Source organism: Actinomycetota bacterium (genome assembly GCA_019347675.1).
GTDB lineage: Bacteria > Actinomycetota > Nitriliruptoria > Nitriliruptorales > JAHWKO01 > JAHWKW01.
Map to the genome: position 1 here is coordinate 119,596 of JAHWKW010000006.1, position 26,636 is coordinate 146,231.

The 26,636-nt window shown below is 71.8% G+C and carries 21 protein-coding genes; 10 read left to right on the top strand and 11 right to left on the bottom strand.

What is annotated here, in order from left to right:
- Positions 1-95 precede the first annotated feature (95 nt).
- The 4 genes from KY462_05550 to KY462_05565 all read left to right on the top strand — a co-directional run bounded on the left by KY462_05550 (position 96) and on the right by KY462_05565 (position 4,303).
- Positions 96-1,721: an acyl-CoA dehydrogenase family protein gene (locus KY462_05550; protein ID MBW3577194.1), complete on the top strand. Its 1,626-nt coding sequence runs from the start codon at positions 96-98 to the stop codon at positions 1,719-1,721.
- Positions 1,722-1,854: 133 nt separating this feature from the next.
- The gene (locus tag KY462_05555) at positions 1,855-3,444 is read left to right on the top strand and encodes a HAMP domain-containing histidine kinase (protein MBW3577195.1); all 1,590 of its coding nucleotides are present in this window, start codon (positions 1,855-1,857) and stop codon (positions 3,442-3,444) included.
- Positions 3,425-3,787 carry a response regulator gene (locus KY462_05560; GenBank protein MBW3577196.1) on the top strand — a complete coding sequence of 121 codons (363 nt, stop codon included), beginning with the start codon at positions 3,425-3,427 and terminating at the stop codon, positions 3,785-3,787. The genes KY462_05555 and KY462_05560 overlap by 20 nt, the downstream gene beginning before the upstream one ends.
- A 144-nt stretch (positions 3,788-3,931) precedes the next feature.
- Positions 3,932-4,303: a response regulator gene (locus KY462_05565; protein ID MBW3577197.1), complete on the top strand. Its 372-nt coding sequence runs from the start codon at positions 3,932-3,934 to the stop codon at positions 4,301-4,303.
- Positions 4,304-4,327: 24 nt separating this feature from the next.
- On the opposite strand, the gene KY462_05570 is transcribed toward KY462_05565, so the two are convergent.
- Positions 4,328-5,122 (bottom strand): enoyl-CoA hydratase/isomerase family protein, encoded by a 795-nt coding sequence (locus tag KY462_05570; protein MBW3577198.1) that lies wholly within the window; start codon positions 5,120-5,122, stop codon positions 4,328-4,330.
- A 74-nt stretch (positions 5,123-5,196) separates the two neighbouring features.
- Positions 5,197-5,718, bottom strand: a complete 522-nt coding sequence (locus tag KY462_05575; GenBank protein MBW3577199.1) for a CHRD domain-containing protein — start codon at positions 5,716-5,718, stop codon at positions 5,197-5,199.
- A 237-nt stretch (positions 5,719-5,955) separates the two neighbouring features.
- On the opposite strand from KY462_05575, the gene KY462_05580 reads away from it, so the two are divergent.
- The 5 genes from KY462_05580 (at position 5,956) to KY462_05600 (ending at position 16,447) form a co-directional block, all read left to right on the top strand.
- Positions 5,956-7,281 (top strand): hypothetical protein, encoded by a 1,326-nt coding sequence (locus tag KY462_05580; protein MBW3577200.1) that lies wholly within the window; start codon positions 5,956-5,958, stop codon positions 7,279-7,281.
- 243 nt (positions 7,282-7,524) lie between these two features.
- On the top strand, positions 7,525-12,138 hold the full coding sequence (locus KY462_05585) for a glutamate synthase subunit alpha (GenBank protein ID MBW3577201.1): 4,614 nt from the start codon (positions 7,525-7,527) through the stop codon (positions 12,136-12,138).
- 137 nt (positions 12,139-12,275) lie between these two features.
- The gene (locus KY462_05590; protein MBW3577202.1) at positions 12,276-13,352 is read left to right on the top strand and encodes a peptidoglycan DD-metalloendopeptidase family protein; all 1,077 of its coding nucleotides are present in this window, start codon (positions 12,276-12,278) and stop codon (positions 13,350-13,352) included.
- Positions 13,353-13,505: 153 nt separating this feature from the next.
- A complete protein-coding gene (locus KY462_05595; GenBank protein MBW3577203.1) occupies positions 13,506-15,434 on the top strand; it encodes a 2-oxoacid:acceptor oxidoreductase subunit alpha in 1,929 nt (642 codons plus the stop codon).
- Positions 15,431-16,447, top strand: coding sequence for a 2-oxoacid:ferredoxin oxidoreductase subunit beta (locus tag KY462_05600; protein MBW3577204.1), 1,017 nt, complete (start codon positions 15,431-15,433; stop codon positions 16,445-16,447). The genes KY462_05595 and KY462_05600 overlap by 4 nt, the downstream gene beginning before the upstream one ends.
- A 105-nt stretch (positions 16,448-16,552) precedes the next feature.
- Here the strand turns inward: KY462_05600 and KY462_05605 are convergent, their stop codons facing one another.
- The 8 genes from KY462_05605 to KY462_05640 form a co-directional block, all read right to left on the bottom strand.
- Positions 16,553-16,690: a hypothetical protein gene (locus tag KY462_05605; protein ID MBW3577205.1), complete on the bottom strand. Its 138-nt coding sequence runs from the start codon at positions 16,688-16,690 to the stop codon at positions 16,553-16,555.
- Positions 16,691-16,755: 65 nt separating this feature from the next.
- On the bottom strand, positions 16,756-17,706 hold the full coding sequence (gene bioB, locus KY462_05610; GenBank protein MBW3577206.1) for a biotin synthase BioB: 951 nt from the start codon (positions 17,704-17,706) through the stop codon (positions 16,756-16,758).
- A gap of 459 nt (positions 17,707-18,165) precedes the next feature.
- Positions 18,166-18,909: a dethiobiotin synthase gene (gene bioD / locus KY462_05615; protein MBW3577207.1), complete on the bottom strand. Its 744-nt coding sequence runs from the start codon at positions 18,907-18,909 to the stop codon at positions 18,166-18,168.
- Complete coding sequence (locus KY462_05620; GenBank protein MBW3577208.1) at positions 18,906-20,102, bottom strand: 8-amino-7-oxononanoate synthase; 1,197 nt, start codon at positions 20,100-20,102, stop codon at positions 18,906-18,908. Before KY462_05620 ends, bioD begins: the two co-directional genes overlap by 4 nt.
- Complete coding sequence (gene bioA / locus KY462_05625) at positions 20,099-21,463, bottom strand: adenosylmethionine--8-amino-7-oxononanoate transaminase (protein ID MBW3577209.1); 1,365 nt, start codon at positions 21,461-21,463, stop codon at positions 20,099-20,101. Before bioA ends, KY462_05620 begins: the two co-directional genes overlap by 4 nt.
- 195 nt (positions 21,464-21,658) lie before the next feature.
- Entirely contained in the window at positions 21,659-23,233 is a 1,575-nt protein-coding gene (locus KY462_05630; GenBank protein MBW3577210.1) for an HNH endonuclease, read from the bottom strand.
- 197 nt (positions 23,234-23,430) lie between these two features.
- Positions 23,431-24,516, bottom strand: coding sequence for a hypothetical protein (locus KY462_05635; protein MBW3577211.1), 1,086 nt, complete (start codon positions 24,514-24,516; stop codon positions 23,431-23,433).
- Positions 24,513-24,842: a PadR family transcriptional regulator gene (locus tag KY462_05640; GenBank protein ID MBW3577212.1), complete on the bottom strand. Its 330-nt coding sequence runs from the start codon at positions 24,840-24,842 to the stop codon at positions 24,513-24,515. Before KY462_05640 ends, KY462_05635 begins: the two co-directional genes overlap by 4 nt.
- 127 nt (positions 24,843-24,969) lie before the next feature.
- Here KY462_05640 and KY462_05645 point away from each other — a divergent pair, with 127 nt between their 5' ends.
- Complete coding sequence (locus tag KY462_05645) at positions 24,970-26,001, top strand: NYN domain-containing protein (protein ID MBW3577213.1); 1,032 nt, start codon at positions 24,970-24,972, stop codon at positions 25,999-26,001.
- Between the two features lie 19 nt (positions 26,002-26,020).
- Here the strand turns inward: KY462_05645 and KY462_05650 are convergent, their stop codons facing one another.
- Positions 26,021-26,599: an ATP-dependent Clp protease proteolytic subunit gene (locus tag KY462_05650; protein MBW3577214.1), complete on the bottom strand. Its 579-nt coding sequence runs from the start codon at positions 26,597-26,599 to the stop codon at positions 26,021-26,023.
- Positions 26,600-26,636: the final 37 nt, after the last annotated feature.

A 26,636-nucleotide genomic window follows, 5' to 3' on the forward strand; every position in this document is an offset into this window, starting at 1 on the left:
GACCGCGACGGAGGTGTACCCGTGAGCGACGCTCTGCAGGAGCGGCGCGAGAGGAGCTGTCTTCGGTCTCCTAAGACCGCGACGGAGGTGTACCCGTGAGCGACCGGGACCGCGCACGCACGGTCGTGGCCGCGCTCCGAGACGTCGTGGACAGCTCCGCCCAACAGTTGGCGTCGCAGACCGCCGAGCGCGGCTCGGTCTCCGTCGAGGAGATGGATCGCCATCAGGTGGTGCTGTACGACCTGGCTTCGACCGCGTCGGCGGTGGCCGCCGCCGAGGAGCTGCTGACCTACGGGCAGGAAGGTCCCCACGAGGCGGCCTTGGCGTTGGGGTTCGCCGCCGACGTGGCCGCCGACCTGATCGGCCGTACCGCGGGTCGGTGGGAGCAGTTCGGTGTCGACGCGGCGGCGCTGACCGGACCAGCCGGCGACGCGGTCGCCGCGGGACGTGATCCCGATCTGCTGTCGGCGATCGCCGACCACGTCATCGCCAAGGCCGACGCCGGTCCTCGCCACTTGTCGGAAGAGCACGAGATGGTGCGCGAGACGTTCCGGCGTTTCGCCGACGAACGCGTCGAGCCGGTCGCCGAGGACATCCACCGCCTGGATCGCGACGTCCCCGACGACATCATCCGTGGCCTGGCAGAGCTCGGCACGTTCGGGCTGTCGGTCCCCGCCGAGTACGGCGGCATGGCCGAGGGGGGCCCCGACGAGATGCTCAGCATGGTCGTCGTCACCGAAGAGCTCTCGCGCGCGTCGTTGGGTGCCGCGGGCTCGCTGATCACGCGCCCCGAGATCATCGTCAGCGCCATCCTGCGCGGCGGCACCGAGGAACAGAAGCGCCGCTGGCTCCCGCCGATCGCCACCGGGGACAAGATGTGCGCGGTGGCGGTGACGGAACCCGATCACGGCTCCGACGTCGCGATGCTGACAACCAACGCGACCCGCGACGGCGATGAGTGGATCATCGATGGGGTCAAGACCTGGTGCACGTTCGCCGGGAAGGCGGAGTACCTGCTGTTGCTGGCCCGCACCGACCCGGACCGCTCGAAGGGGCATCGGGGCCTGTCCCTGTTCGTGGTGGAGAAGCCATCGTTTCCCGGCCACAGCTTCCACGTCGAGCAGGACGGCGGCGTGATCGACGCGCGCGCGATCCCCACCATCGGCTACCGCGGGATGCACTCGTTCGAGGTGTCCTTCGACGGCTGGCGCGTGCCCCACGACAACCTCATCGGCGGGGACGACGGTGAAGGCCGGGGCTTCTACCTGCAGATGCAGGCATTCGCGGCGGGGCGGCTGCAGACGGCTGCGCGTGCCAACGGGCTGATGCAGGCCGCGCTGGAGGACGCGGTGGCCTACAGCCGCCAGCGCGAGGTGTTCGGGGCCAAGCTCGGCGACTACCAGCTGACCCGCGTGAAGCTGGCGCGGATGGCCTATCAGCTGGCCGCCTGTCGCCAGCTGACGATGCGGGCGGCGCGCCTGCTGGCCAAGGGCCAGGGACAGCTGGAAGCCTCCATGGTCAAACAGCTGGCGTGTCGCGTCGCCGAGTGGGTCACCCGCGAAGCCCAGCAGTTGCACGGTGGCATGGGCTACGCCGAGGAGTTCGCCGTGTCGCGGTACTTCGTCGACGCCCGGGTGCTGTCGATCTTCGAAGGCGCCGACGAAGTGCTGGCGCTGCGGGTGATCGCTCGGACGTTGCTGTCCGACGCCCTCGACCGTTAGGTCGGACGGGGAACGGCGCCCGGATGTGAACGGCGCCCGGATGGATTAAACGCACCGACACGGCGCACTCGACGGGTCAACCAGGGGGCGAGCCGCCCTCGCCCGCACCAGGGAGGAGACGACGATCGCGCAGGTGGCCGACCAGCCGGGGAGACACGACCGGGCGGCAGCCGGGGCGATGGCTGTCCCCGTGGCGTCCCTGGCCCTGCTCGCGGTCGTGCTGCTCCTGCCGCTTCCATGGCTGCGTGGCTCCGCCTATCTCGGCGACGCGAGCTTCCACGCCGGGCTCGAACTGGTCGGCGGCGTGGTCGGCCTCATGGCCGGCATCGCGATCACCGTGCGTTACTCGGCCCTGGCCGAGCGCACCGACCTGCTGATCGGGCTGGCGTTCTTCGCCAACGGAACCGCCGATGTGGTCCACGGCACGCTGGCGATGGTGGCGGCGCGGGGCTGGCCGGCTGGGCTGTCGCTGGAGCTGCTGGTCGCCGGCACCTACGTGACCGGACGGTTCATGATGGCGATGCTCCTGCTCGGCGCCCCGGTCGTGGCGGGGCGCATGTGGGCGCAGGAACGCCCCGAGCGCCTGCGGACGGTGATCGTCGCCGCGTGCGCTGCGATCGCGATCAGCGCGGCACTGACGGCTTTCGCGGCGCAGCTGACCGCCCTCCCGCGGCTCGTCCTGCCGGAGAACCTGATCGCCCGCCCGGCGGACTTCTTCAGCGGCGTGGTCCTGGCGGTCGCCGCGCTCGTGCTGCTCCGCCACCACATCCGCACCGGTGATCGCATGATCTGGTGGGTGACGATCGCGGCGGCGATCGCTGCCGCGGGGCAGATCATCATGGGGTTTTCGACCCAGCTGTACGACGCCGCCTTCGACGTAGCGCACGCCTACAAGATCCTGGGTTACGCGGTCCCGCTGGTGGCCCTTTCCCTGTACCACGTCGGCGTCATCGCCGAACGCGACCGCTACGCCGCCGCGGTGCGGCGCTACACCCGCGAGCTGGAGCGCGCCAACGAGGAACTCGAGGTCGCCAGCGACGCCAAGAGCTCGTTCGTGTCGGTGGTCTCGCACGAGCTGCGCACGCCGCTGACGTCGATCCTGGGCTTCGCGTCGATGATGCGTGAGTACTGGGACTCCACTCCCGACGCGGAGAAGAGGCAGTACCTGGAGGTGATCGAGCGGCAGGCCGACCGGCTGTCGCGGCTGGTCAACGACCTGTTGGCGATCTCGCGCTTGGAGTCCGGCGTGATCGAGGTGCGTCGGCGCGACCTCGAGGTGGCACCTTGCCTGAAGCAGACCTTGAGCGATCTTGGAGACGTGGCCGCGTTCGTGTCCGTCAACGTCGCCGATGACCTGGTCGTCCACGCCGATCCCGATCACCTCGAACGCATCCTGGTGAACCTGGTGGGGAACGCCAGCAAGTACGGCGAGCCGCCCATCACCGTCGAGGCGTACCGCGCCGACGGTGCCGTCGAGATCACGGTGGCCGATCACGGCCCGGGGGTGCCGTCGTCGTTCAAGCCCAACCTGTTCGAGAAGTTCGCTCAGGCCGAGTCCGGGTACACGCGCTCGTCCCAGGGGACCGGTCTGGGTCTGGCGATCACCCGCGGTCTGGTCAGCGTCCAGGGGGGAGAGATCTGGTACGAAGACAACGAACCGCACGGGGCGCGATTCTGCGTGCGGCTGCCGGAAGGGGGGCCCGATGCGGTTGCTGGTCGTTGACGACGAGCCGTCCGTGCTGCTGCTCGTGTCGGCCAACGTCCGTGCCTGGGGTCACGAGGTCGTCACGGCTGCCACGGTGGATGAGGCGCGCGCGCAGTGTGAGGGCGGCGGGATCGACGTGATGCTGCTGGACGTGTCGATGCCGTCCATGGACGGCCCCACGTTCCTGCGCTGGCTGCGCGCGGCCGGATGCGAACCGGGCCGGGTGTTCCTGCTGTCGGCCATCGCGCCCGAGGAGCTCGAGCGGCTCGCCGCCGACCTGAACGTCGACCACATCACCAAGCCGTTCACGGCGCCCGGGCTGCGCGACGCGCTCCTCCCGGTGATCGAGCAAGCGTCGTGAGCGACGCTCCGCAGGAGCGGCGCGAGAGGAGCTGTCTTCGGTCTCCTAAGACCGCGACGGAGGTGTACCCGTGAGCGACGCTCTGCAGGAGCGGCGCGAGAGGAGCTGTCTTCGGTCTCCTAAGACCGCGACGGAGGTGTACCCGTGAGTGGCGAGGGTTCCGCCGGGCGCATCCTGATCATCGAGGATGATCAGGACATCGCAGACCTGATCCGCGCCCAGCTCCAGAAGGAGGGGTACCGCGTCGACGCCGCGCCGGGCGGGCAGGAGGGGATCGACGCTGCGCTGGCCGATCCCCCCGACGTCGTGATCCTCGACCTACGCATGAACCCGGTCGACGGCTTCGAGGTGCTCCGCGCACTCGGGGAGGACGGCCGCACCGATCAGGTCCCCGTCCTCGTGGTGTCGATCCTGGAGGAGGAGGGACGCGCGCGGGCTGCCGGCGCCAAGGGGTTCGTTCTCAAGCCGTTCCGCCCCGCCAACGTCACCGACGCCGTGCGGCAGCTGCTGCCTTGACGGGTCGGCTGACAGGGGACCGCTTCAGCTCCCCGTGAACCGCGGTGGGCGCCGCTCGCGCGCCGCAGCGATCCCCTCGGCGACGTCGTCGGATGCGTAGTTGCGGGCCTGGTAGGCCGCTTCGGCGTCGAGTTGCTCGTCCAGCGACCGCGCCCACGTGTCGCGCAGGCTCACCTTGAGCTGGCGGACCACCCGCGGGGCCGACCCAGCGATCCGCCCCGCCAGCTCCATCGCACGCGGCAGCACGCGCTCGACAGGCAGCGCCTCCAGCGCCCCGCCCCAGGCTGCGACGTCGCGTCCGCGCACGACCCGGCCGGTGTAGAGCAGCTCGGCGGCGCGCTGGCGCCCGACGAGACGTGGCAGGAGCCACGATCCGCCCATGCCGGGGTGGAGCCCGACGCGCGCGAACGTCAACCCGATCCGGGCGTCGTCGGCGACGACCACGAGATCGCACGCGAACGCCAGACACGCACCGGCTCCGATGGCGTGGCCGTTCACGGCCGCGACGACCGGCACCGGTAGTTCCCGGACCGACAGGAACGCCCGGTAGAAGCGGCGCATGGCGGCCGAGGCGTCGACCCCCTCCTCACGGGCCGCCCGGGCGTGCTCCTCCAACATCGCCAGGTCACCACCGGCACTGAACGCGGCCCCGGCACCGGTCAGCACCGCGACGCGGAGCTCGTCGTCCACGGCCAGGTCGGTGATCGCGTCGTGCAGCGCAGCCCCCATCTGCGAGGTCATCGCGTTGCGACGGTCGGCGTCGTCGAGCGTGACGACCGCGATGCCGCGGTCACCGCGGTCGGTGCGGACCGTCCCCACACGCGCCTCCGACTCGCGGTCGGGCGTGGACGGGCGCTGGCCTTCCAGGCCGGCCTTGGGCCTTTCAGGGCGGCTCAGGCGGGGCCCTGCTCCTCCAGCTGGCCGCGGACCGCTCCGCCCGGGTACTCCTCGTTGTGGACGTTGACGTAGAAGGCGTCCGGGTCGGCGAAGATCTCGTCGACCAGAGCCTGGTCGACGTCGACGCAACCGTTGGCGGTGAACTCACCGTCCTGCGCCGTGAACGTCGGGGCGAAGTCGACGACGATGTCGCCCGCCTCCTCCTCGGTGCCCTCGTGGATGTGTGCGGCGGCGGGGTCGTCGACGTTCTCGACGCTGAGGTTGTAACAGATGCTGCCCGGGCCGGGGGTGTCCACCTTCGCGGTCCCCACTCCGTCGGGGTCGCCTGACTCTGGGACCTCCGCCTCACCGGTCAAGGTCGCCCCGAGCACGACGTGCTCGAGGCCATCGACGGGTGCCGTGGCCTCCATGCCGACGGTCGCGGTCGGGGTCGGGGTCGGCGTCGGCGTGGGCTCCTCCTCCGGTTCACCGTCCCCGCAGGCGGCCAGCGCCAACGCCAACGCCGCTGTGACGGTCACCCAACGTCCTGCGCGCATCTGTCTCTCCTGGTGGGGGTCCGGGCGAGCCTAGCGGCGCGACTGCAGCCGCTGTGCGTTGCGTGATGGCGGCAAGGGCACGCGACAGCGGCCGGGCCGGGCCCACCCTGCACCGGTTCCTCGGAGATGTCGCCGGGCCCTCGTACCGTGGTTCATCACGTCGGAAGCTCCGCGGCCGGCGCACGCGGTGCCAGGGACGTGCGACCAGGAGCGTGAACGATGACCAGCGTGGACGGACGGGCTCGGCTCCGTGACAGCGCTGCTGCGAACAGGCACGTCGCGGTGGTCGACGGTGCGCTGCGGGTGACCGACTGGCGGACCGGCGCGCCCGAGGTCGTGCGCTACTTCGAGGATCGCCTCGCCGAGGATGCCGGCGGGGACCTCGCCGACGTGCTGGAGGCCGCACTCAAGGTCGGCGTGGTGGCGCTGTCGACAGCCGGCGTGTCGGTCAACGTCGATGTCGTCGACAAGGAGTTCCAACGGCTGGCCCGGCAGCTGCAGGACGTGCTCGAGGAGCGGGTGCGGCAGCTGCACGAGGCGCTCGACGCCGCGTTCTCCGAGGACGGCGGGGCACTCCGGACCGCCTTGGAGCGCTACCTGGGTCAGGACGGGGCGGTCGCCGAGCTGTTCGACCCCAACCGGCGCGACAGCGCAGTGAGCCGCATCCGCGACCTGCTGGCCGAGCACCTCGACGGCGACGACTCCACGCTGCACCGCATCCTGGACGTCACCGACCGGTCCAGTCCGCTGACCAGCTGGAAGGAGCAGATCGACGGCGGCTTCGAGCGGCTGCGCCGGCAGCTGGAGGACTACCGCAGGGACATCTCCGAGCACGCCGCCGCCGAGCGCGCCGCCAGTCAGGCGCGCGCCGACGAACGTGAGAAGGGAACCGCCAAAGGTCGCGCCTACGAGGAGCTCGTGTTCGCGGCCGTCAGCCGTATCGCCGCTGTGCTTGGCGACACCACCGAGCCGACGGGAGACGCGACCGGCGTGGGCGGTCGGAAGGTCGGCGACGTGGTCGTCACGCTCAACGGCCGCGACACCCGCGGGGCGACGGTCCGCCTGGTGTTCGAAGCCAAGGACGCAGCCGTGGGGCTCACACCGATCCTGCGCGAGCTGGAGCACGCCCGTGACAACCGCGGCGCCGCTGCGGCGATCGCGGTGTACAGCCGCGAAGCGCACCTGCCGTCGGGCGCTTCCCCGTTCCGGGAGCACGGCGGGGGCCGCTACCTGTGCCTGCTCGACAAGGACACCGAGGACGCCCTTTGCCTGCAGGTGGCCTACAGGCTCGCGCGGTTCTGGGCGCTGGCGGACCTGGCTGACGACGGCGGGGACGTCGACGTCCGCAGCGTCCGCGACGACGTCGAGGCGGCTCGCCACCAGCTGCAGAACATCTCCTCGGCGAAGTCCGCCCTCACCCGGATGCGCAACGCCGTGGACGAGGCGGTGACCGGCGTGCACGGGCAGCTGGAGACCTTCCGCGCGGACCTGCTGGAGCTTCTCGACCGCATCGACGGGCGGATCCGCCTCAGCGGGGACACCTGACCCCACCCGGGCGGCAGTCGCCCAGCCGATCCTGTTGCCGCGGTCGTCGCCCCGCGTGTACGCTCCGCCCCGAGCAACGGCGCTCCGCCTGGTGGGGCGCCGTTGTCTGCGTCTTCGGCGGGGACCGTGGTCGGTGACGTCGAGACGCGATCGTCACACCGGCGCTGGCTCGGATGGTGACGTGCGCCTCCCGAGGCGCACCAACCCGGGCACGGCGTGACCGCACTGGGAGGGAGACACGGTATGACCGGCCAGCGATCCGCCCCGGCCGGGCCGGGGCTGTACGACGCCCGCTTCGAACGCGACGCGTGCGGCATCGGGTTCGTCGCCCACGTCGACGGCCGGCCCCGCCGGGAGACGGTGCAGATGGGCTTGGAGGGCCTGTGCGGCGTGACCCACCGTGGAGCGGTCGCAGCGGACGCCAAGAGCGGTGACGGCGCCGGTCTGATGGCGCAGCTGCCCCGGGAGCTGCTGGCCGCGGAAGCCGAGCGGCTGACAGGCGCCGCGGTCGATTCAGACCGGCTGGGGGTCGCGTTCCTGTTCCTCGACGCCCGCGACGACGCCGACGGGGCGGCCGCGCGCGACGTCGCACGCAGCGCCGTGCTGGACGCCCTCCGTGCCGAGGGCCTGGAGTTCGTCGCGTGGCGCCCCGTCCCCGTCGACGCCGACGCGATCGGTGAGATCGCCCGGCGTACCGTGCCGCACCTGGTCCAGGCGCTGTTCGTCCGCCCGGCGGACGTCGACGACGACGAGGCCGAGCGGGTCACCTTCCGCGCCCGTCGCCGGGCCCGGAGGACCTGCGCGACGGCCGGCGTGCGCTACTACGCCGCGTCGTGGTCGCTGCGGACGGTGACGTACAAGGCGCTGTGCAACGGCGAGGACCTCGGACCGTTCTACCTCGACCTCGCCGACGATCGCTTCGCGTCCGGCTTCGTGATCTTCCACTCCCGGTACTCGACGAACACCGCTCCGACGTGGGAACGCGCCCAGCCGTACCGGATGCTGTGCCACAACGGCGAGATCAACACGATCGACGGCAACGTCAACCTGATGCGCGCCCGTGAAGCCGACCTCGGTGCGGACTGGGTCGACGCCGCGCTGATCCACCCGGTCATCGAAACGGACCAGTCCGACTCGGCGAAGCTGGACAACGCCCTGGAGCTGCTGGTCCGCGGCGGCCGCGACGTCCGCCACGGCCTGGCCATGTTGATCCCGGCGGTGTGGGAAGGTCAGCGCGCCACCGACCCGGCCGTGCGCGACTTCTACCGCTACCACTCGTGCCTGGTCGAGCCGTGGGACGGTCCCGCCGGGGTGATCTTCACCGACGGTCGCCGGGTCGGCGCGGCGCTGGACCGCAACGGGCTCCGGCCGCTGCGCTACCTGGTCTGCGAGGACGGCTACGTGATCGCCTGCTCCGAGGTCGGGGCGGTCCGCACCGCCGCGACGTCCGCCCGCCCCGACGGGCACGGCACCGTCCGTCGGGAGCGGCTGGGTCCGGGGCAGATGGTCTGCGTCGACCCGTCTGAGGGTGGCCTGCAGGAGGACGTCGAGATCAAGCAGCGGCTCGCCGGGCAGGCCCCGTACGGGCAGTGGCTCCGTGCCGAGCTCAAGCCGGCCGCCGCCGGACGGCCCGTCGAGGTGGTCGCCCAGGACGTGGCCCGCCGCCAGCTGGCGTACGGGTTCACCAAGGAGGAACTCACCTCGATCCTGCGGCCGATGGCGACCGAAGGCAAGGAACCGACCTCCTCGATGGGGGAGGACACCCCGATGCCGCCGGTCGCGCAGTGGCACCGCCCCGTCACCCACTACCTCAAGCAACGGTTCGCTCAGGTCACCAACCCACCGATCGATCACCTGCGCGAGAACGAGGTGATGAGCCTGCGGACGCTGCTCGGGCCGCGCCGCCCCATCCTGGAGGAGACGTCGCAAGGCGCACGGCTGGTCGAGCTCGAGTCGTTCCTGCTGTACCCCGACGGGTTGCGCGGGATCGTCCTCGACGCCGACATCCCGTTCGCCGTGCAGGCGGTCGACGCGACCTTCCCCGTCGCCGAGGGCCCCGGCGGGCTGTGGCCTGCCCTGGTCCGCCTCGGCGACGAGGCCGCCACCGCGGTGCGTGGTGGCGCGGGCATCGTCGTGGTCAGCGATGTGGGGTCGGACGAGGAACGCTGCCGCATCCCGATCCTGCTCGCGATCGGGGCGGTCCACCAGCGGCTGCTGCGTGACGGGCTGCGGACGCGGACCAGTCTGGTGGCCGAGACCGACGAAGGCCGCGACACCCACGACATGGCCTGCCTGCTGGGCTACGGCGCCGACGCGATCGTGCCCAGGTTGGCGTTCGAGACGTTCGCGCACCTGGCGGAAGAGGGCCTGATCCGCGGCGACGACCTGTCAGGCGGCGACGCGCAGGAGCGCTACCGCACCGCGCTGGAGGACGGCGTGTTGAAGATCCTGTCGAAGATGGGCATCTCCACGGTCGACGCCTACCGCAGTGCCCAGATCTTCGAGGCCGTGGGGCTCGGCGCCGAGGTGGTCGACCTGTGCTTGACCGGGACCGTGAGCCAGCTCGGGGGGCTCACGTTCGACGATCTCGCTGAGGACGTGCTCCGCCAGCACGCGGACGCGTTCGCCGCGCCGGTCATCGACGGTGACATCACCTTGCCCAGCCCGAGCGTGATCAAGTTCAGCCGCCGGGGGGAGGAGTACCACGACATCAACCCCGATGTGGTCGGGGCGCTGCACGACGCGCTGGGTCTGGGCAAGAAAGCCAAGATGGAACCGTTCGGACCGAACGGCGAGCGTGGCCTGTCCACCGCCGAGGGACGCGCCGCGCACCTGCTGGCACGCGCCACCGCCGAGGGCCGCTACGAGCTGTATGAACGTTTCGCTGAGCTGATCGCCCACCGCCCGCACGTCGCCCCCCGCGACCTGCTGCGGTTGCGCCGTGGCGTCCAACCCGTCGGCCTCGACGAGGTCGAGCCGGTCAGCGCCATCGTGCGGCGCTTCTCGACCGGTGCGATGTCACACGGTGCCCTGTCCGCCGAGGCCCACGAGACGTTGGCGATCGCGCTGAACATGATCGGCGGTCGCGCCAACTCCGGGGAGGGGGGCGAGGACCCGGCGCGGTACCGCACCCGCGGCACCGCGGTGGACCGCAACTGCGCCATCAAACAGGTGGCGTCGGGGCGTTTCGGGGTCACCCCCGAGTACCTGTCGTTCGCCGACGAGCTGCAGATCAAGATGGCGCAGGGCTCCAAGCCGGGAGAGGGCGGCCAGATCCCCGGCCACAAGGTCAGCGAGGAGATCGCACGGCTGCGACACACCACGCCCGGCGTGACGCTGATCAGCCCCCCACCGCACCACGACATCTACTCGATCGAGGACCTCGCGCAGCTGATCTACGACCTCAAGCAGATCAACCCCCGGGCGGAGGTCTCGGTGAAGCTGGTCGCCGAGGTCGGCGTCGGGCAGATCGCCGCAGGGGTGGTCAAGGGCCTCGCCGACGCCGTCCAGATCTCCGGCCACGACGGCGGCACCGGAGCGTCGCCGCTGTCGTCGATCCAGCACGCCGGGATGCCGTGGGAGCTGGGCCTGGCAGAGACCCAGCAGACCCTCCGGCTCAACGGCCTCCGCGGTCGCGTCCGCGTCCGGGTCGACGGCGGCTTGAAGACCGGCCGTGACGTCCTGGTCGCGGCCCTGCTGGGTGCCGACCAGTACTCGTTCGGCACGGCGGCGCTCCTGGCCGAAGGGTGCATCCTGGTGCGGACCTGCCACCGCAACACCTGCCCGGTGGGGATCGCCACCCAGCGCCCGGATCTGCGCGAACGGTTCGAGGGCAACCCCGAGCAGGTGGCGGCGTACCTGACGTTCGTCGCTGAGGAGGTGCGCCACGGCCTGGCCGCGCTGGGCGTGCGGTCGCTGGAAGAGGCGATCGGCCGGGTCGACCTGCTCGAACCCCGCCCCGCCGAGGGCCGCGCCGCGCGGCTCGACGTGACGCCACTGCTGGCCGACGTCGGGGAGGAACCGCGCCGGTTCACCGGGACGCTGCCGATCCAGCGGCCCCACAGCGACATGGATGCACAGGTCTTCGACGACGCGCTAGAGACCGTCTTCCTCGGTGGAGTCGTCGAGTACGTCTACGAGGTGCGCAACGCCGACCGCACGGTCGGTGCGCGTCTGGGTGGAGCGATCGGGCTCGAGTTCGGCCGCAGCGCACCGAACGGCACCGCCCGGCTGCGGTTCCACGGCGAGGCCGGCCAGTCGTTCGGTGCGTTCCTGTCCGACGGCGTCGAGCTGGTCCTCACCGGCGAGGCCAACGACTACGTCGGCAAGGGCATGGCCGGCGGGCGCATCACGATCCGCCCGCCGGACGACGACGCCGGCGACCCGGTCCTGCTGGGCAACACCGTCCTGTACGGCGCCACCGGCGGGGAGCTGTTCGCCGCCGGCCGGGCCGGCGAACGGTTCGCTGTGCGCAACTCCGGGGCGTGGGCGGTGGTCGAGGGGACCGGCGACCACGCCTGCGAGTACATGACCAACGGTGTGGTGGTCATCCTCGGACCGACCGGGAACAACCTCGGTGCGGGGATGAGCGGCGGTGAGGCGTTCATCTACGACCCGACCTCGGAGGTGCTGGCCAAGGTCAACCGCCAGCTGGTCGAGGCTCGCCGCCCCGACGGCTACCAGCTGCAGGCGCTGTACGACCTCGTGGCGCGGCACGCGACGCAGACCGGTTCGCGGCGGGCGGCGCAGCTGCTGGCCGACTGGGGCGTCACCCGCGACCACTTCTGGCGGGTCGCACCCAAGAGCGAACTGGAGCGGGTGGCATCGGCGGAGGGGGCCCAGGCCACCCAGAGGTGAGCGCCGCGAGTTCCGGTGGCGGCTGACCCAGTCGGGCCGGGTGCCGGCGCTCACGGTTCCTGCGCCGGCACGGCTAGCCTGACCGGCTGGCGGAGAGGTCCCAACGCCAGGGGTCGCCAGTGGGGAAGGTCCGCAGCGTGCTGGCTGCAGCCTGCCTGATTGTGGTGACGGCTGTCGCTGGGGCGGCGGGGGCGGACGATCTGGACGCGGTGCGGGCGCGCCGCGCCGACCTGCAGGGGCGGTTGGACGCCGCGGCGCAACGCCTGGCCGACATCGAGGCCCGCGCCGGCGAACTCGCGACCGAGCGTGACGCGCTCGCGCAGCAGCTGGCCACCTTCCAGACGGAGATCCAGGCCGCGGCCGGTCGGACCCAGGACCGGGTCCGGTCGCTGTACAAGCGCGGCCCGGTCGATCCGATGATCGTGATGCTCACCACCGAGGACCCCGGCGAAGCCCTGGAGCGGGCCGCGATCGTCGCCGGCCTGGTCCGTGACGACCGAGCCGTCGGCGAGGCGGCCGCGGCGAGACGGGTCCAGACCGCTGCGGTGGCCTCCCGGCTCGAGGAGCGCCAGGCGGAGCTCGACGCGGCCGTCGCCGCGCAGCGGGGGGCGTGGGCGGGCCTGCAAGCCGACCTGCAGGAGGCTGCGGCCCTGGAGCGACGGCTGGAGGAGGAGGCCCGCCGCCGCGCAGAAGCCGAGGCCCGCCGTCGTGCGGCGCAGCAGGCCAGCCGTCGTGCTGCCCAGCAGACGCGTCGCCGTGCCGCCGCGGCCAGCCGCGCCGCCGCCCCGGCCGCCGCCCCGGCCGCCGCCCCGCGGGTCGCCGGCGCCTACGCCTGCCCGGTCGGGCAGCCGCGGACCTTCACCGACACCTGGGGAGCGCCACGCTCGGGCGGCCGCCGCCACCGCGGCACCGACATCCTCGCCCCCTACGGCACGCCGATCTACGCCGTGACCGACGGCGTGGTCGACATCCGCTCGTACGGTTCCAGCGCCGGGAACTGGGCGATCTTCCGGGGAGCGAACGGCGACCAGTACTGGTACCTGCACCTGCAGTCGTGGACGGTCCGTGACGGGGCGCGGGTCCGTGCCGGGACACAGATCGGGACCAACGGCGACACGGGCAACGCGCGGGGCACCCCGCACCTGCACTTCGAGCGTCACCCCGGCGGAGGCGGGGCGGTCAACCCGTACTCGTTCCTGCGCCGCATCTGCTGACTGGCCCGGTCACCCGGCTGTGGCGCGGGGGTCGGCGCGACCCGGTGCCGGCCGTGGACACCGGGTTGCGGTGACGCGTCTCGCGCGTCGATCGCCGGTACCCTCACGTCGCGCCGCGGACGATCGTCGCCCGCCGAGCGCACCGGCTGTTCGATGACCCCACCCCCCCAGCCCCAGACCCAGCCCCAGACCCAGGCCCAGACCCAGGCCCAGACCCTCCACCACGTTGTGGTCCGCTTCGCGGGCGACTCCGGCGACGGCATGCAGCTGACGGGCGACCGGTTCACCGTCCAGACCGCCGAGGTGGGGAACGACCTGGCGACGCTCCCGGACTACCCGGCGGAGATCCGCGCGCCGGCCGGGACCACTGCCGGGGTCTCGTCGTTCCAGCTGCAGTTCAGCGACGAGGACATCCTCACCCCCGGCGACGCCCCGGACGTGCTCGTCGCGATGAACGCCGCCGCTTTGAACAAGCACCTGGGCGACCTGCCGCGCGGAGCGACCCTGATCGTCAACGGCGACGGGTTCGACCGCGGCAACCTCAAGAAGGCCGGGTACGTCACCAACCCGCTCGAGGACGGGTCCCTGGACCCCTACCGGGTGTACGAGGTGGCCCTCAACGAGCTCACCGGCCGTGCTCTGCAGGGCATGGTCGAGCAGAAGCAGATCACCAGCAAGGACGCCAGCCGGGCGAAGAACATGTTCGCTCTGGGGCTGGTGTCGTGGATGTTCTCCCGGCCGATCGACTCGACCGTGTCGTGGCTGCAGGAGAAGTTCGCCAAAGCTCCGGCCATCGCCGCGGCCAACGTCGGAGCGCTCAAGGCCGGCTTCCACTTCGGCGAGACCACCGAGCTGTTCTCGCACCGCTACGAGGTGAAGCCCGCCAAGCTCCCACCCGGGCGCTACCGCAACATCAGTGGCAACCTCGCGTTGGCGTACGGCCTGATCGCCGCGAGCGTGCAATCGGGTTTGCCGCTGTTCTACGGCTCGTACCCGATCACCCCGGCGTCGGACATCCTGCACGAGCTGTCCCGTCACAAGCGATTCGGTGTGCGCACGTTCCAGGCCGAGGACGAGATCGCCGCGGTCGGTGCCGCGCTCGGCGCGTCGTTCGGAGGGGCGCTGGGGGTCACGGCGTCGTCGGGTCCCGGCCTGGCGCTCAAGGCCGAGACGATGGGGTTGGCCGTCGCGGTCGAGTTGCCGCTGGTGGTCGTCGACGTGCAGCGCGGTGGCCCCTCTACCGGGCTGCCCACCAAGACCGAGCAGGCCGACCTGCTGCAGGTGATGTTCGGCCGCAACGGCGAAGCGCCCGTCCCGGTGGTCGCCGCGCGCTCTCCTGGTGACTGCTTCTCGGCGGCGCTGGAGGCAGCACGTCTCGCCCTGCGCTACCGCACCCCCGTGGTGTTGCTCTCCGACGGGTACCTGGCCAACGGAAGCGAACCGTGGCGGATCCCCGACGTCGACCACCTGCCGAACCTGGCGGCCGAGTTCGCCACCGAGCCCAACGCCGAGGACGGCACCTTCCAGCCGTTCCGGCGTGACCCGCAGACGTTGGCGCGCCCGTGGGCGCTGCCGGGCACCCCCGGCCTCGAGCACCGCATCGGAGGCCTGGAGAAGGCGGACGTCACTGGGGACATCTCCTACGACCCCGACAACCACCACCGTATGACGCTGCTGCGGCAGGCGAAGATCGACGGGATCGCTGCGGACATCGGCGCACCCGAGGTCGACGGCAACGACCACGCTGACCTGCTTGTGGTCGGCTGGGGATCCACCTACGGGCCGATCCGGGCGGCGGTGCAGCGTGTGCGCCAGGCAGGGGGGAGCGTCGCGCATCTGCACCTGCGCCACCTCAACCCGTTCCCGGCGGGCCTCGGCGACGTCCTGGGCCGCTACGACCGGATCCTGGTGCCCGAGATGAACCTGGGGCAGCTGCGGATGCTGCTGCGCAGCCGCTACCTGGTCGAGGCCACCGGGTACAACCAGGTCCGTGGCCAGCCGTTCCGCGCCGCGGAGCTGCAGGAGGTCATCGAGGCGGTCCTCCGCGGGCGCGACCCACACCACCAGGAGGTGGCGGTATGACCCAGGGACGCACCCTGACCCGCAAGGACTTCACGTCCGACCAGGACGTGCGTTGGTGCCCCGGTTGCGGCGACTACGCCATCCTCGCTGCCGTCCAGGGCCTCCTGCCCGAGCTCGGCGCGGTCCCCGAGCGGACGGTGTTCGTCTCCGGGATCGGGTGCGCCGCCCGGTTCCCGTACTACATGGCCACCTACGGGTTGCACTCGATCCACGGCCGCGCCCCCGCGATCGCCACCGGCCTGGCGGTGACCCGCCCCGACCTCGACGTGTGGATCGTCACCGGCGACGGCGACGCGCTCTCGATCGGCGGCAACCATCTGATCCACGCGCTGCGCCGCAACGTCAACCTCAAAATCCTGCTGTTCAACAACGAGGTGTACGGGCTGACCAAGGGCCAGTACTCGCCGACCTCACGGGTCGGGCAGGTCACCAAGTCCTCGCCGATGGGGGCGATCGACCAGCCTTTCAACCCCATCAGCCTGGCGCTGGGGGCCGAGGCGACGTTCGTGGCCCGCACGCTCGACAACGACCGCGACCACCTGCAGCGCACGTTGCGGGCAGCCTACGAGCACCGCGGCACCGCGTTCATCGAGATCTTCCAGAACTGCATCGTCTTCAACGACGACGCGTTCCTGACGGTCCGCGATCGTGCGACCGGGGGCCACAACCGGATCGAGCTCGTGCACGGCCAGCCGATCGTGTTCGGCCCCGACGACGACCGCCGGGCGGTGGTGACCAAGGAGGGCGGCGGCGTGGAGGTCCTCCCGCTCCGGGAGGCAGGTGACCGGGTCGTGGTGCACGACGCGCACGCCGACGACCCGACGCGGGCGTTCGCCGTGTCGCGCCTGACCGACCGCGCCGGTCCGGCTCCCTTCGGGATCTTCCGCCAGGTCCAACGACCGCTGTACGAGGAGCTTCTCGACGCGCAGGTCGAGCAAGCGCAGGGTCACGGGACTGCCAACCTGTCAGCCCTGCTGTCCAGCGGCAACGTCTGGGACGTCCCCGGGGACTGACCGACGTCGGGTCGGGCTGGCGCGATGCTCGGCGCGCGGTCTGTATCCCTCAGCGACCTGCCGCGGCCCAGGGCCAGTCACGGGCGAAGGGTGTGGCAGGCGCCCTCACCCGCCACGGCGGGCCGGGTGGACGCGGTCGCAGCGGCGGCAGGTCGCCCGCACCGTGGTCGGCAGGATCTGGACGTCGAGTCGACCGCCGCAGCCGGCGCAGTGGCGTGGCGGGTCCAACTGCAGCTGCTCCACGCACGGTTCGTGTCCCGCTCCGCTGACCGTCGCGCGTCGGCCACACGCCGGGCAGAACGTCACCGTCACAGCAGCCCCTGCAGCGCCCGGACGGGGACGTCGAGCTCGGCGAGCATCGCCACGTCGTCCTGCGGTGTCCGCCCCAGCGTCGTGAGGTAGTTGCCGATGATCATCCCGTTGACGCCGCCGAGGATCCCCGCGGCTTGCAGGTCGCGCAGGGCGACCTCGCGGCCGCCGGCGTAACGCAGCAGGGTCCACGGCAGGATCAGCCGGAACAGGGCGATCGCGTGGAGCGCTTCGCGCGGCTGGAGCGGACGGCGGTCGGCCAGCGGTGTCCCCGGTCGTGGGTTGAGGAAGTTCAGGGGTGTCTCCGAGGGTTCGAACGCCGCCAGCTGGAGCGCCAGCTCCGCGCGCTGAGCGCGGGTCTCGCCCATCCCCACGATCCCGCCGGTGCACACGCGCATCCCGTGCTCGCGGACCAGATGCAGGGTCTCGGCTCGCTCCTCCCAGCTGTGGGAGGACACGATCCTGGCGAAGTAGGAACGGGCGGTTTCGAGGTTGTGGTTGTAGGTGACCACGCCGGCGTCGGACAGCCGGCGGGCCTGGTGGCTGTCGAGGATGCCGGCGCTGACCGCCACGCCGAGCTCGGTGGTGGCGTGCACCGCCGCGACCAGATCGAGGATGTGGCGCAGGAGCCGCTCGTCGGGGCCGCGGACGGCGAACACCAGGCAGAACTCGGTGGCCCCGCTGTCCTGTGCCTCCCGGGCGGCTGCGGCCACCTCGTCGGGGTCCAGCAGCGGCTGCGGTTTCACCGGCGAGGGGAACACCGACGACTGCGAGCAGAACGCGCAGTCCTCAGGACAGCCGCCGGTCTTGGCCGACACGATCGACTCCAGGGAGACCTCCGGGCCGGCCCAGGCGAGCCGGACGCGGTGTGCCAGCGCGAGGAGGTCGTCGAGGTGGTCGTCGCCGAGCTCGGCGAGCGCGAACGCGGCGTCGACCTCGATCGGCTCCATCCGTCCGACGAGAGCCGCCTCCACGTCGCTCAGGAGACGGTCGGGGTCGGCGAGGTACGCGGCGACCTCGCCGAGGTCGGGACGCGGATCGAGGCGCGAGGGATCAGCCACCACGGACGCTCCTGGATGATCGTTGGGTCACCGGCGCCCCAGCGTAGGCCGCACACGTCGGCCGGCGCGGGCGCGCCAGCACGCAGATGAGCGCGTCGCCCGCCGGGCGGTGCCGGCCGGCGGTGTCAGGTGCGGGCCGGAGCTGTCAGGTGCGGGGCGGCGGTGTCAGGTGCGGGCCGGAGCTGTCAGGTGCGGGGCGGCGGTGTCAGGTGCGGGCCGGAGCTGTCAGGGTGCGGGGCGGCGGTGTCAGGTGCGGGCCGGAGCTGTCAGGGTGCGGGGCGGCGGTGTCAGGTGCGGGCCGGAGCTGTCAGGTGGCGGGGCGGCGGAGACAGGTGCCCGCCGGGGCTGTCAGGGGTCCTCGTGCGCGACCGCGAGGCCCTCGCTTCGGTCCCAGACGCCGCCGAGCTCGGGAGCGAACCACCCGCAGCAGCGCCCGAGCCGGGGGACGCCGGCGAGGTCCAGTCGGGGAACCACGCCCGAGAGCCCGCACGGCGAGAGGCGGTCCAGTTCGGCGAGGTTGGTGCGGGTCGCCAGGTCCGGGTCGGGCGGGTAGCCGCACACCACCAGCCCGGCGAGCGCAACGCCCCGCGCGGCGAGCGCCTCCACGGTCAGCGTGGTGTGGTTGAGCGTGCCCAGGCCCGGCCGGGCGACGACCACGACCGGAAACTGCAGCGCAGCAGCCACGTCGACCACGGTCGTCCCGTCGGTGCCCAGCTCCACCAGCAGGCCACCGGCGCCCTCCACCACCAGGACCGCGCCGGGTTGGTCGGCCGCCGCGGCGGTGGGTGCGGCCAGGAGCTGCGTGCGTGTCAGTTGGCGCCCCGCGAGGCGGGCGCCCACGGCCGGGGCGACAGCCGGGTCGATGCGCGGTCCGCAGACGGCGGTCAGGCCCGTCAGCGACCGCACCGTGGCGGCGTCGTCGTCGCCGTCGGCGACGCCCGACTGCACCGGTTTGACGTAGACCACGTCGTGCCCTGCGTCGGCCCAGCAGCGCGCGAGTGCAGCGGCCACGACCGTCTTGCCCACTGCGGTGTCCGTGCCGCTGACGACCACGCCGCGGGGCGGGGTGGGTGGAGACGGTGACCCGGTCACGCCGCCGTCGCGGTCACCGCGTCGGTGAAGGCGTCGATCGCGAGGGCGATGTCCGCGTCGGTGTGCGTGGCCATCACGGTCGCGCGGAGACGTGCCGTGCCTTCTGGCACCGACGGGGGACGGATCGCGACGGCGAGCACTCCGCGGCGGGCGAGAGCCGCCATGGCGTCGAGCGTGGCGCGGTTGCTCCCGACCACGACGGGCACGATGCACGCGTGGGGTTCGGCCACAGCCAGGCCGGCGGCGGTGACGCCAGCGGCGAGCCCACGGGCGTGGGCGACCGCACGTGTACGCCGCTGCGGTTCCTGGCGTGCGAGGCGCAGCGCACACGCCGCTGCGGCCACCGCCGGCGCGGCGAGGGCGGTGTCGAAGATGAACGGCCGTGCCCGGTTGGTCAGAAGCCGGATCAGCGGGGCGCGGCCGACCACGAACCCGCCGGTCGAGCCCAGCGCCTTGGACAGGGTCCCGACCACGGCGTGCACCCGGCCTTCACAGCCCAGGGCCGCGACCGTTCCCCGCCCGTCGGGACCGACCACCCCGGTGCCGTGGGCGTCGTCGACCACGACTGCTGCGCCGTGCCGTTCCGCGGCGTCGCACAATGCGGGCAGCGGCGCGAGGTCGCCGTCCATGGAGAAGACCCCGTCGGTGACGAGCACGCGACGGCCGGGCGCATCGGCCAGGAGCCGCTCGGCGTGCTCCGCGTCGCCGTGGCGGTAGATCCGCACCTCCGCCCGTGACAGCCGGCAGGCGTCGACGATCGAGGCGTGGTTCAGCTCGTCGGACACGATCGTGTCCCCGGGCCCGGCCGTCACCGTCAGCACGCCGAGGTTGGCCAGGTAGCCCGACGAGAACAGCAGCGCGGCCTCCTCGCCCTTCCAGTCAGCCAACGTCGCCTCGAGCTCGCGGTGGGCTGCCTGCCCACCCGTGATCAGCCGCGAGGCACCCGACCCGGCACCGTGGGCGATCGCGGCGTCCGCGGCCGCTTCGGCGACGCGGCGATCGGTCGCCAGGCCGAGGTAGTTGTTGCTGCACAGGTGCAGCAGCCGGGGCGGGGCGCCGGGCTCCGGCGGCTCCTGCAGCTCGATCCACGGCTGGGGTCCGCCGGTGAGGTGGCGGAGATCGCGGAGCAGGTCCGCGTCGGCCAGCGCGTCCAGTTCGGCCGGCACCCACCCCAGGGGATCGTCGGGGCTCACCGAGCCAGCTCGCGGGTGACGCGATCGATCGCTGCGGTGGTGGCTGCCGCCAGGTGACTCAGGTCGTGGTCGTCCATGGCCGGTGCGGGCATGAGCACGACCACGTCGCCCAGTGGCCGCAGGATGATCCCGTCGTCGACCAGCGCCTCGCAGACCCGCTTCCCGGCGAGGAGCTGCGGGGGGAACGGCGTCTTGGTGGGGCGGTCGGCGACCAGCTCGATGCCGCACATCAGGCCGCGCTGGCGGACGTCGCCGACGTGGGGCAGGTCCCGGGTCGGGGCGAGCGCGTCGGCCAGGATGGCGGCCTTGTGACGCACGATCGCCGGCAGATCCTCGGCGACCAGCAGCTCCAGGTTGGCGTTCGCGACAGCGGCGGCCAGCGGGTTCCCGGAGTAGGAGTGGCCGTGGAAGAACGTGCGGCCCTGGGCCGGATCGCCCAGGAACGCCTCGTAGATCGCTTCGGTGGCCAGCGTGGCGCTCATCGCGGTGTAGCCGCCCGTCAGGCCCTTCCCGACCGCCAACAGGTCGGGTGCGACCCGCTCGAGGTCACACGCGAACGTCGCCCCGGTCCGACCGAAGCCGGTGGCGACCTCGTCGACGATCAGGAGCACGCCGTGACGGTCGCAGATGTCGCGCAGCCGAGCGAGGTGGCCGTCGGGGGCGGTGATCATCCCGGCGGCGCCCTGCACCAGCGGCTCGGTGATGACGGCCGCGACCAGGTGACCGTCGCGGGTCAGGACGTCGTCGAGCGCGTCGGCGCAGGCCAGACCACAGTCCGGGTGGGTGAGCCCCAGCGGACAGCGGTAGCAGTACGGCGACGGGATCCGGCGGGTCTCGAACAGCAGCTCGCGGTACAGGGCGTGGAACGTGTCGAAGCCGCCGACGCTGACCGCGCCGAGCGTGTCACCGTGGTAGGCGTTGTCGAGGCAGACGAACAGCCGCCGCTGATCCTCGCCGCGGTGTCGCCAGAATGCGAACGCCATCTTCAGGGCCACCTCGACCGCGGCCGCCCCGTTCTCGCTGAAGAACACCCGGGTCAGCCCGTCGGGTGCGAGGTCGACCAGCCGCTCGGCCAGCTCCACGGCAGGCGGGTTGGTCAACCCCAGGAAGGTGGCGTGAGGCAGGCGGTCCACCTGCTGGTGCAGGGCCGCGAGGAGCTCTGGCCGGTCGTGGCCCCACAGGTTGACCCACAGCGAGGAGTTGCCGTCGAGGAACCGGCGCCCGTCGGTGGTGACGAGCCAGCAGCCCTCCCCGCGCTCCACCACGAGCGGGGCGTCCTTGACCCAGGCCGCCTGCTGGGTGAACGGGTGCCACACGTAACGGTGGTCGCGGGTGGCGAGGTCGGCCGTGCGGTGGTCCATGGCGGCGGAAGCGTAGCCGGCGCAGATGTCGCTGCGGCAGCGATCATCGCAGGATGGTGGATCACGCACCGTGAGGCTGGCGCCGCACGTGTGACCGTGTCCGCGCGCGTGTCGTGTCCTGCTCCCTACCGTGCGGCACGTCGGGTGCAGCTCGTGGCTCGATGGCGACACGGTAGGTGCCACGGGTCTCGCTGCTCAGGGCTGTGCGGGTCGGATGTCGGGGGATCTGCAGGTGGGCGGTGACCGGCTGGGCTCGGGCAGGGGCGGCCGGCCGGGCTCGGGCAGGGGCTGCTGGGGGCCCCCGGGGAACTTCGCAGCATCGTCAACGCGGTCCCGACCAGCGCGCTCGCCACTGGGGCTGCCGCGGCTGGGGCTGCCACGTCTTGGAGTGCCGCCGCTTCCGCTGCCGCCGGTACTGCTGCGGCCGTTGTCGCCGGGCTCCACCCGGTCGGCGCTGTCGCTGCGGCCGGTGAGGTGGGTCAGGTCGGTGAGGTGGGTCAGGTCGGTGAGGTCGGCGCGGCCGGTGTGGCGGGCACGGGCTTGGGAGGCGGTCTCGCGCAGCGCGGTTGCGCGGTCGGGGGAGGTGGTGGTCACGGTCGCGTGGTCGTCGAGGGCGATGTCCCAGCCGCCGTGGTGGTGCATGGCGTGGTGGGCGGCGCACAGGGGGATCAGCCGGTGGATGTCGGTGTGCCCGCCGTGGTCCCACCAGTCGGCGTGGTGCAGCACGCACCAGGCCAGCGGCATGGCGCATCCGGGCCAGCGGCACCCGCCGTCTCGCACCCGGGCGGCGTCGCGCTGGTCGCGGCTGGCGTAGCGGCGGGTGCGTCCGAGCCACAGCGGACGGTGGTCGCAGTCGGTGACCAGCCACGCCATGTCGGCCTCGCAGCACAGCTGCTCCAGCGCCTGCGGGGGACAGGGCCCCCACCACGACAAGGTCGCGGGGTCGGCGGCGCGCCCCGCGCGCGCTTCCTGGGTGGCGAGTGGCACGACCGCGGTGATCTGCGGCGTGACCCCACCGTTGGCGGGTAGGCGCCCGCCGCGCAGTGCGATGTCGGCCAGCTGTTCGAGCGCGTCGGCCATGCGCTGGCCGTAGGAGCGGACATCGTCGGTGCCGTGGGGGGCGGCCAGGGCGTGCAGCGCCTCAGCCAGGCGTTCACCGGCCAGCTGGTGCAGCCGCCCTTGGGTGAACACCGACCCGTGCCCGTCGGGTGTCAGGGTGAAGGTGCGCTGTTCGTAGGCGCGGCGCCCGTCGCGGCGGGCTGCCGCGTCCGCGTCGGCGGCTGCTTGCAGGCGCCGACCCAGCTGGCGCACCTGAGCCGCGTCGCCGCGTCTGGCTTGGGCCAGCAGCGGCCGTTCGGCGTCGTGGGCGTCGGGCAGGGTCTTGGCGGCTTGGGTGATCGCGGTGGCGTGATCGACGCTGATGTCACCGTCGGCCAGCGCGTCCCGCGTCGACGACAGCCCGGCGTCCAAGGTGGTGGCGGTGTCGGTGTCCTTCTTGGCTTGCGTGGCGGTCATGCGCAGGTTGGACTGCAGCCAGCCCTGCAGGGACCGCTGACCCAACCGCCGGTGGGTCCCACGCCGCGCCATGGTCGCAACCGCCCCCAGCTTCGCCGCGGACAGCCGGTTCATCTGGGTGTCAAGCACCTGCACCCAGCGCGAGTCCTCCCCGGCGGGCAAGGTCGCCGCGTCGACCGCCACGATCGCGTCGACCACGGCCACCAGCGCGTCCAACAGGTCACCACCGCCGCCGCCGTCCCCGTCGACGCCCACCTCGGGACGCGCGTCGACATCCGAGCCCGGCTCCTGTGAACCAGTACGTAGTAACGCAGTCCGTGAACACATGTTCGAATCATGCCATGCCGGTGCGACACGCCGCCCGACCACGCCACCCTTGCGTGTGGACAGCTGTGGTCACCACGACCCAGTCCTGCGGCAGTCAGTGGTGCCTGCGATCCCCGCCCAGCCGGTCACTCGTCCGGCCACGCGGTCGCGGCGTGGGGAGGGGCCGCGGTGCGATCGGCAGGCTCCTCGGTCGGCCGGGTTGCGTCAGAATCATCAGTGGGCTGTTCGGGTTGGGACGTGCTGTCAGCCTCTCCCGCCGGCACCTCCTCGTCGTTGGGGCGTCGGCCGGAGGGATCGACATCCGGCACCGGCCGCTTGGTCCGGACGGTCGTTCCGGACTCGTCGACATGGACCAGGTACTGCGTGAGCGGGTACCGGTTGGCGATCGGGTTCCCGAACGGATCCCTCGGGTAGACGGTGTCGATGTTCGCGAAGCCGGCCTCGTTCAGGTCGCCGATCTCGATCGGGCGCCCGCGTCCGTCGTAGACGTGGACGTCTTCCAGCGGCTGGCCATCGGCGTCGAACAGGTAGAGGTTGGTGATCGGTTCGCCGTCGGGGTGCCGCAGGACGGGCGGTTGCAACGTCTCCTGCGGCACGTGCACGTCCGCGGCGCCCGTGACGCCACTCATCGCCTCGACCGTGATCAGGACCACAACGACCGCGGCCCCCAGATCCAGGGCTCTCCACGGTCGCCGATGGTCGCGTTCGTCCCGACCGACCTTGACGCTGGTAACGATCGCGGCTGCGGCCGCGATCAGGCCCAACGGTCCCCGGCCGGGGAAGGGGACCTGGCGCCACCACGGCCCGCCACCGATGATGAGGGAAACGCCAGCCACGACCGCCCATCCCCGCAGCGCCCACCACGCGGGCCGCAGCTGGGGCAGGAACTCCACGACCTCACGAACGACCGGCTGATCACGCAGCCGCTCGATCCGCACGGTGACCCACCCCGCTAGCCGACGCATCCGACGCCGTTTCGCGATCGCCGGTTCGGGCAGGCCGGCGGAGTGGCGGACCTCGGCCGCGTACGCCGCGGGATCGACGAGTTCCCGTTCGAGGCTGGCCTCGTCCTCAGCCGCCAGCTCCAGCAGGTGCTGCTGGAGATCATCGAGCAGGTCGGCGCGTTCAGCCGGGGGGAGGTCGTCGAAGTGATGCGCGACGTCGGCGACGAACTCGCTGACCCGGTCAGAGACGCCCGTGGTGGTCTTCATGCGGCAAGCCTCTCGGGCAGCAGGTGGTCGACGGTCTCGGCGAACCGACGCCAGTCCTTCGCAGCGACCTCCAGTTGATCGCGGCCGGCGTCGTTGAGGGCGTAGTACTTGCGGTTTGGACCCTCGTCCGACGGCTTGACGTAGGAGGTCAGCAGACCTGAGTGGAACAGCCGACGCAGCGTCCCGTACACCGAAGCGTCCCCGATGCCGTCGAGCCCGCTCTCGCGGAGCCGGCGGACGATGTCGTAGCCGTAGCCGTCCTCGGCCGCCAGCACCGCCAGGACCGCCAGATCGAGGACACCTTTCAGCAGCTGCGTCCGGTCCACATCCCGTCCCTCTCTCGCGGGTCACACAGTACCGCGCGACGCACTCTACTGTGCATGACACAGTAGTCAAGGTCGCGCTGCGCTGCCGGTCGCGGCGGGGGCGCAGCACACCGGTACCGTCACCGCTATGGACGACACCCAGGAAGATCGACTCGCGGTCTACATCGACTACGAGAACCTCGCGATCGGCGCACGCGACACCGGGTACCGGTTCGACGTCGGCGCGCTCGCGGACATCCTCGCGGAGCGTGGCCGGCTGGTGGTCCGCCGGGCGTACGCCGACTGGCACCTGTTCAGCGACGATCGTCGGTCGCTGGTCGACGGCCACGTCGAGCTGATCGACATCCCGCAGCGGCCGGACTCGGTGCGCAAGAACGCCGCGGACATCAAGATGGCGGTGGACGCGATGGAGCTGGCGTTCACCAGCGAGTACGTGTCCACGTTCGTGATCGTGTCCGGTGACTCGGATTTCACGCCGTTGGTCAACAAGCTCCGAGCGCTGAACAAGCGGGTGATCGGCGTGGGCGTGCAGGGATCGACGTCGTCAATGCTCCCGCCCGCCTGTGACGAGTTCATCTTCTACGACCGGCTGGAGAACGCTCCGCGCCGGGACGGCCGTCCTGCCCGCGCGACGCGTCCGAAGGAAGGCCGGGCGAAGCACGACAGCGTCCATGACCTCAACCGGCTGGTCACGCAGACCCTGTCCGGTCTGCAACGGTCATCGACCGGCCCGGTGTACGCATCGAGCCTCAAGCGCGCACTGCTCCGGAAGGATCCCACGTTCTCGGAGGCGGAGTACGGGTTCCGGGCGTTCACCGAGCTGCTCCGCCATCTGGAATCGGAAGGGCAGCTGGAGCTGTCGGAGGGACCGGCTCAGGGTGATCCGCAGGTCGATTTCGCTGAAGCCAGCGGCGGCGAGCAGCAGGCGTTCGACCTGCTCGTCGACGTGGTCCGCGACCTGCAGGAGCGGAACGGCGACGAACCGCCGCTTTCCGGCCTGAAGGACCAGATCCGCAAGCGGGACGCCGAGTTCTCCGAGAAGGACTTCGGGTTCTCCAGCTTCCTGCAGTTCGTCAAGGCCGCCGACACCCGCGGGCTGATCGACCTGACGTTCGATGAGGACGACGCCGAGTACTACCTGCGCGCCACCGCCCGTTGAACGAGGTGGGGCGGAGCGGTCACCCGCCGGTGGGTCCCTCGGCCTTCCCGACGACCTGATCGATCAGGCCGTACTCACGCGCTTCGGCGGCGGTCAGCCAGAAGTCGCGGTCGGTGTCCTCGCGGATCTTGTCCACGGGCTGCCCGGTCCGCTCGGCCAGGATCTCGTTGATCCGCTCACGCAGGTACACGATGTTCTGAGCCTGGATCTCGATGTCGCGGGCCGAGCCGCGCGCGCCACCGAGCGGCTGGTGGATCATGATCCGGGCGTTCTCGGTCGCTGACCGCGTGCCGGTCCCGCTGGCGAGGATCACCGCTGCGGCGGACGCCGCCATCCCCACGCAACGTGTGTTCACCTTCGAGCGCAGCAGCTGCATCGTGTCGAAGACCGCGAACAGCCCGCTGATGATCCCGCCGGGGGAGTTGACGTAGAGGGTGATGTCGTCTTTGCTTTCCGCGTCCAGTGCGAGCATCTGCGCGACCAGCGGATCAGCGTTGGTGTCCTCGATCGGGCCCTTCAAGTACAGGATCCGCGATTCGAACAGCTTGCGGAACGCCTGCTGGCTGATGCCGGTGAGTTCGTCGAGCTCCACGCTGATCTCGTCTCATGGGTCGGTCGTCGGCCGCGTCAGCCTA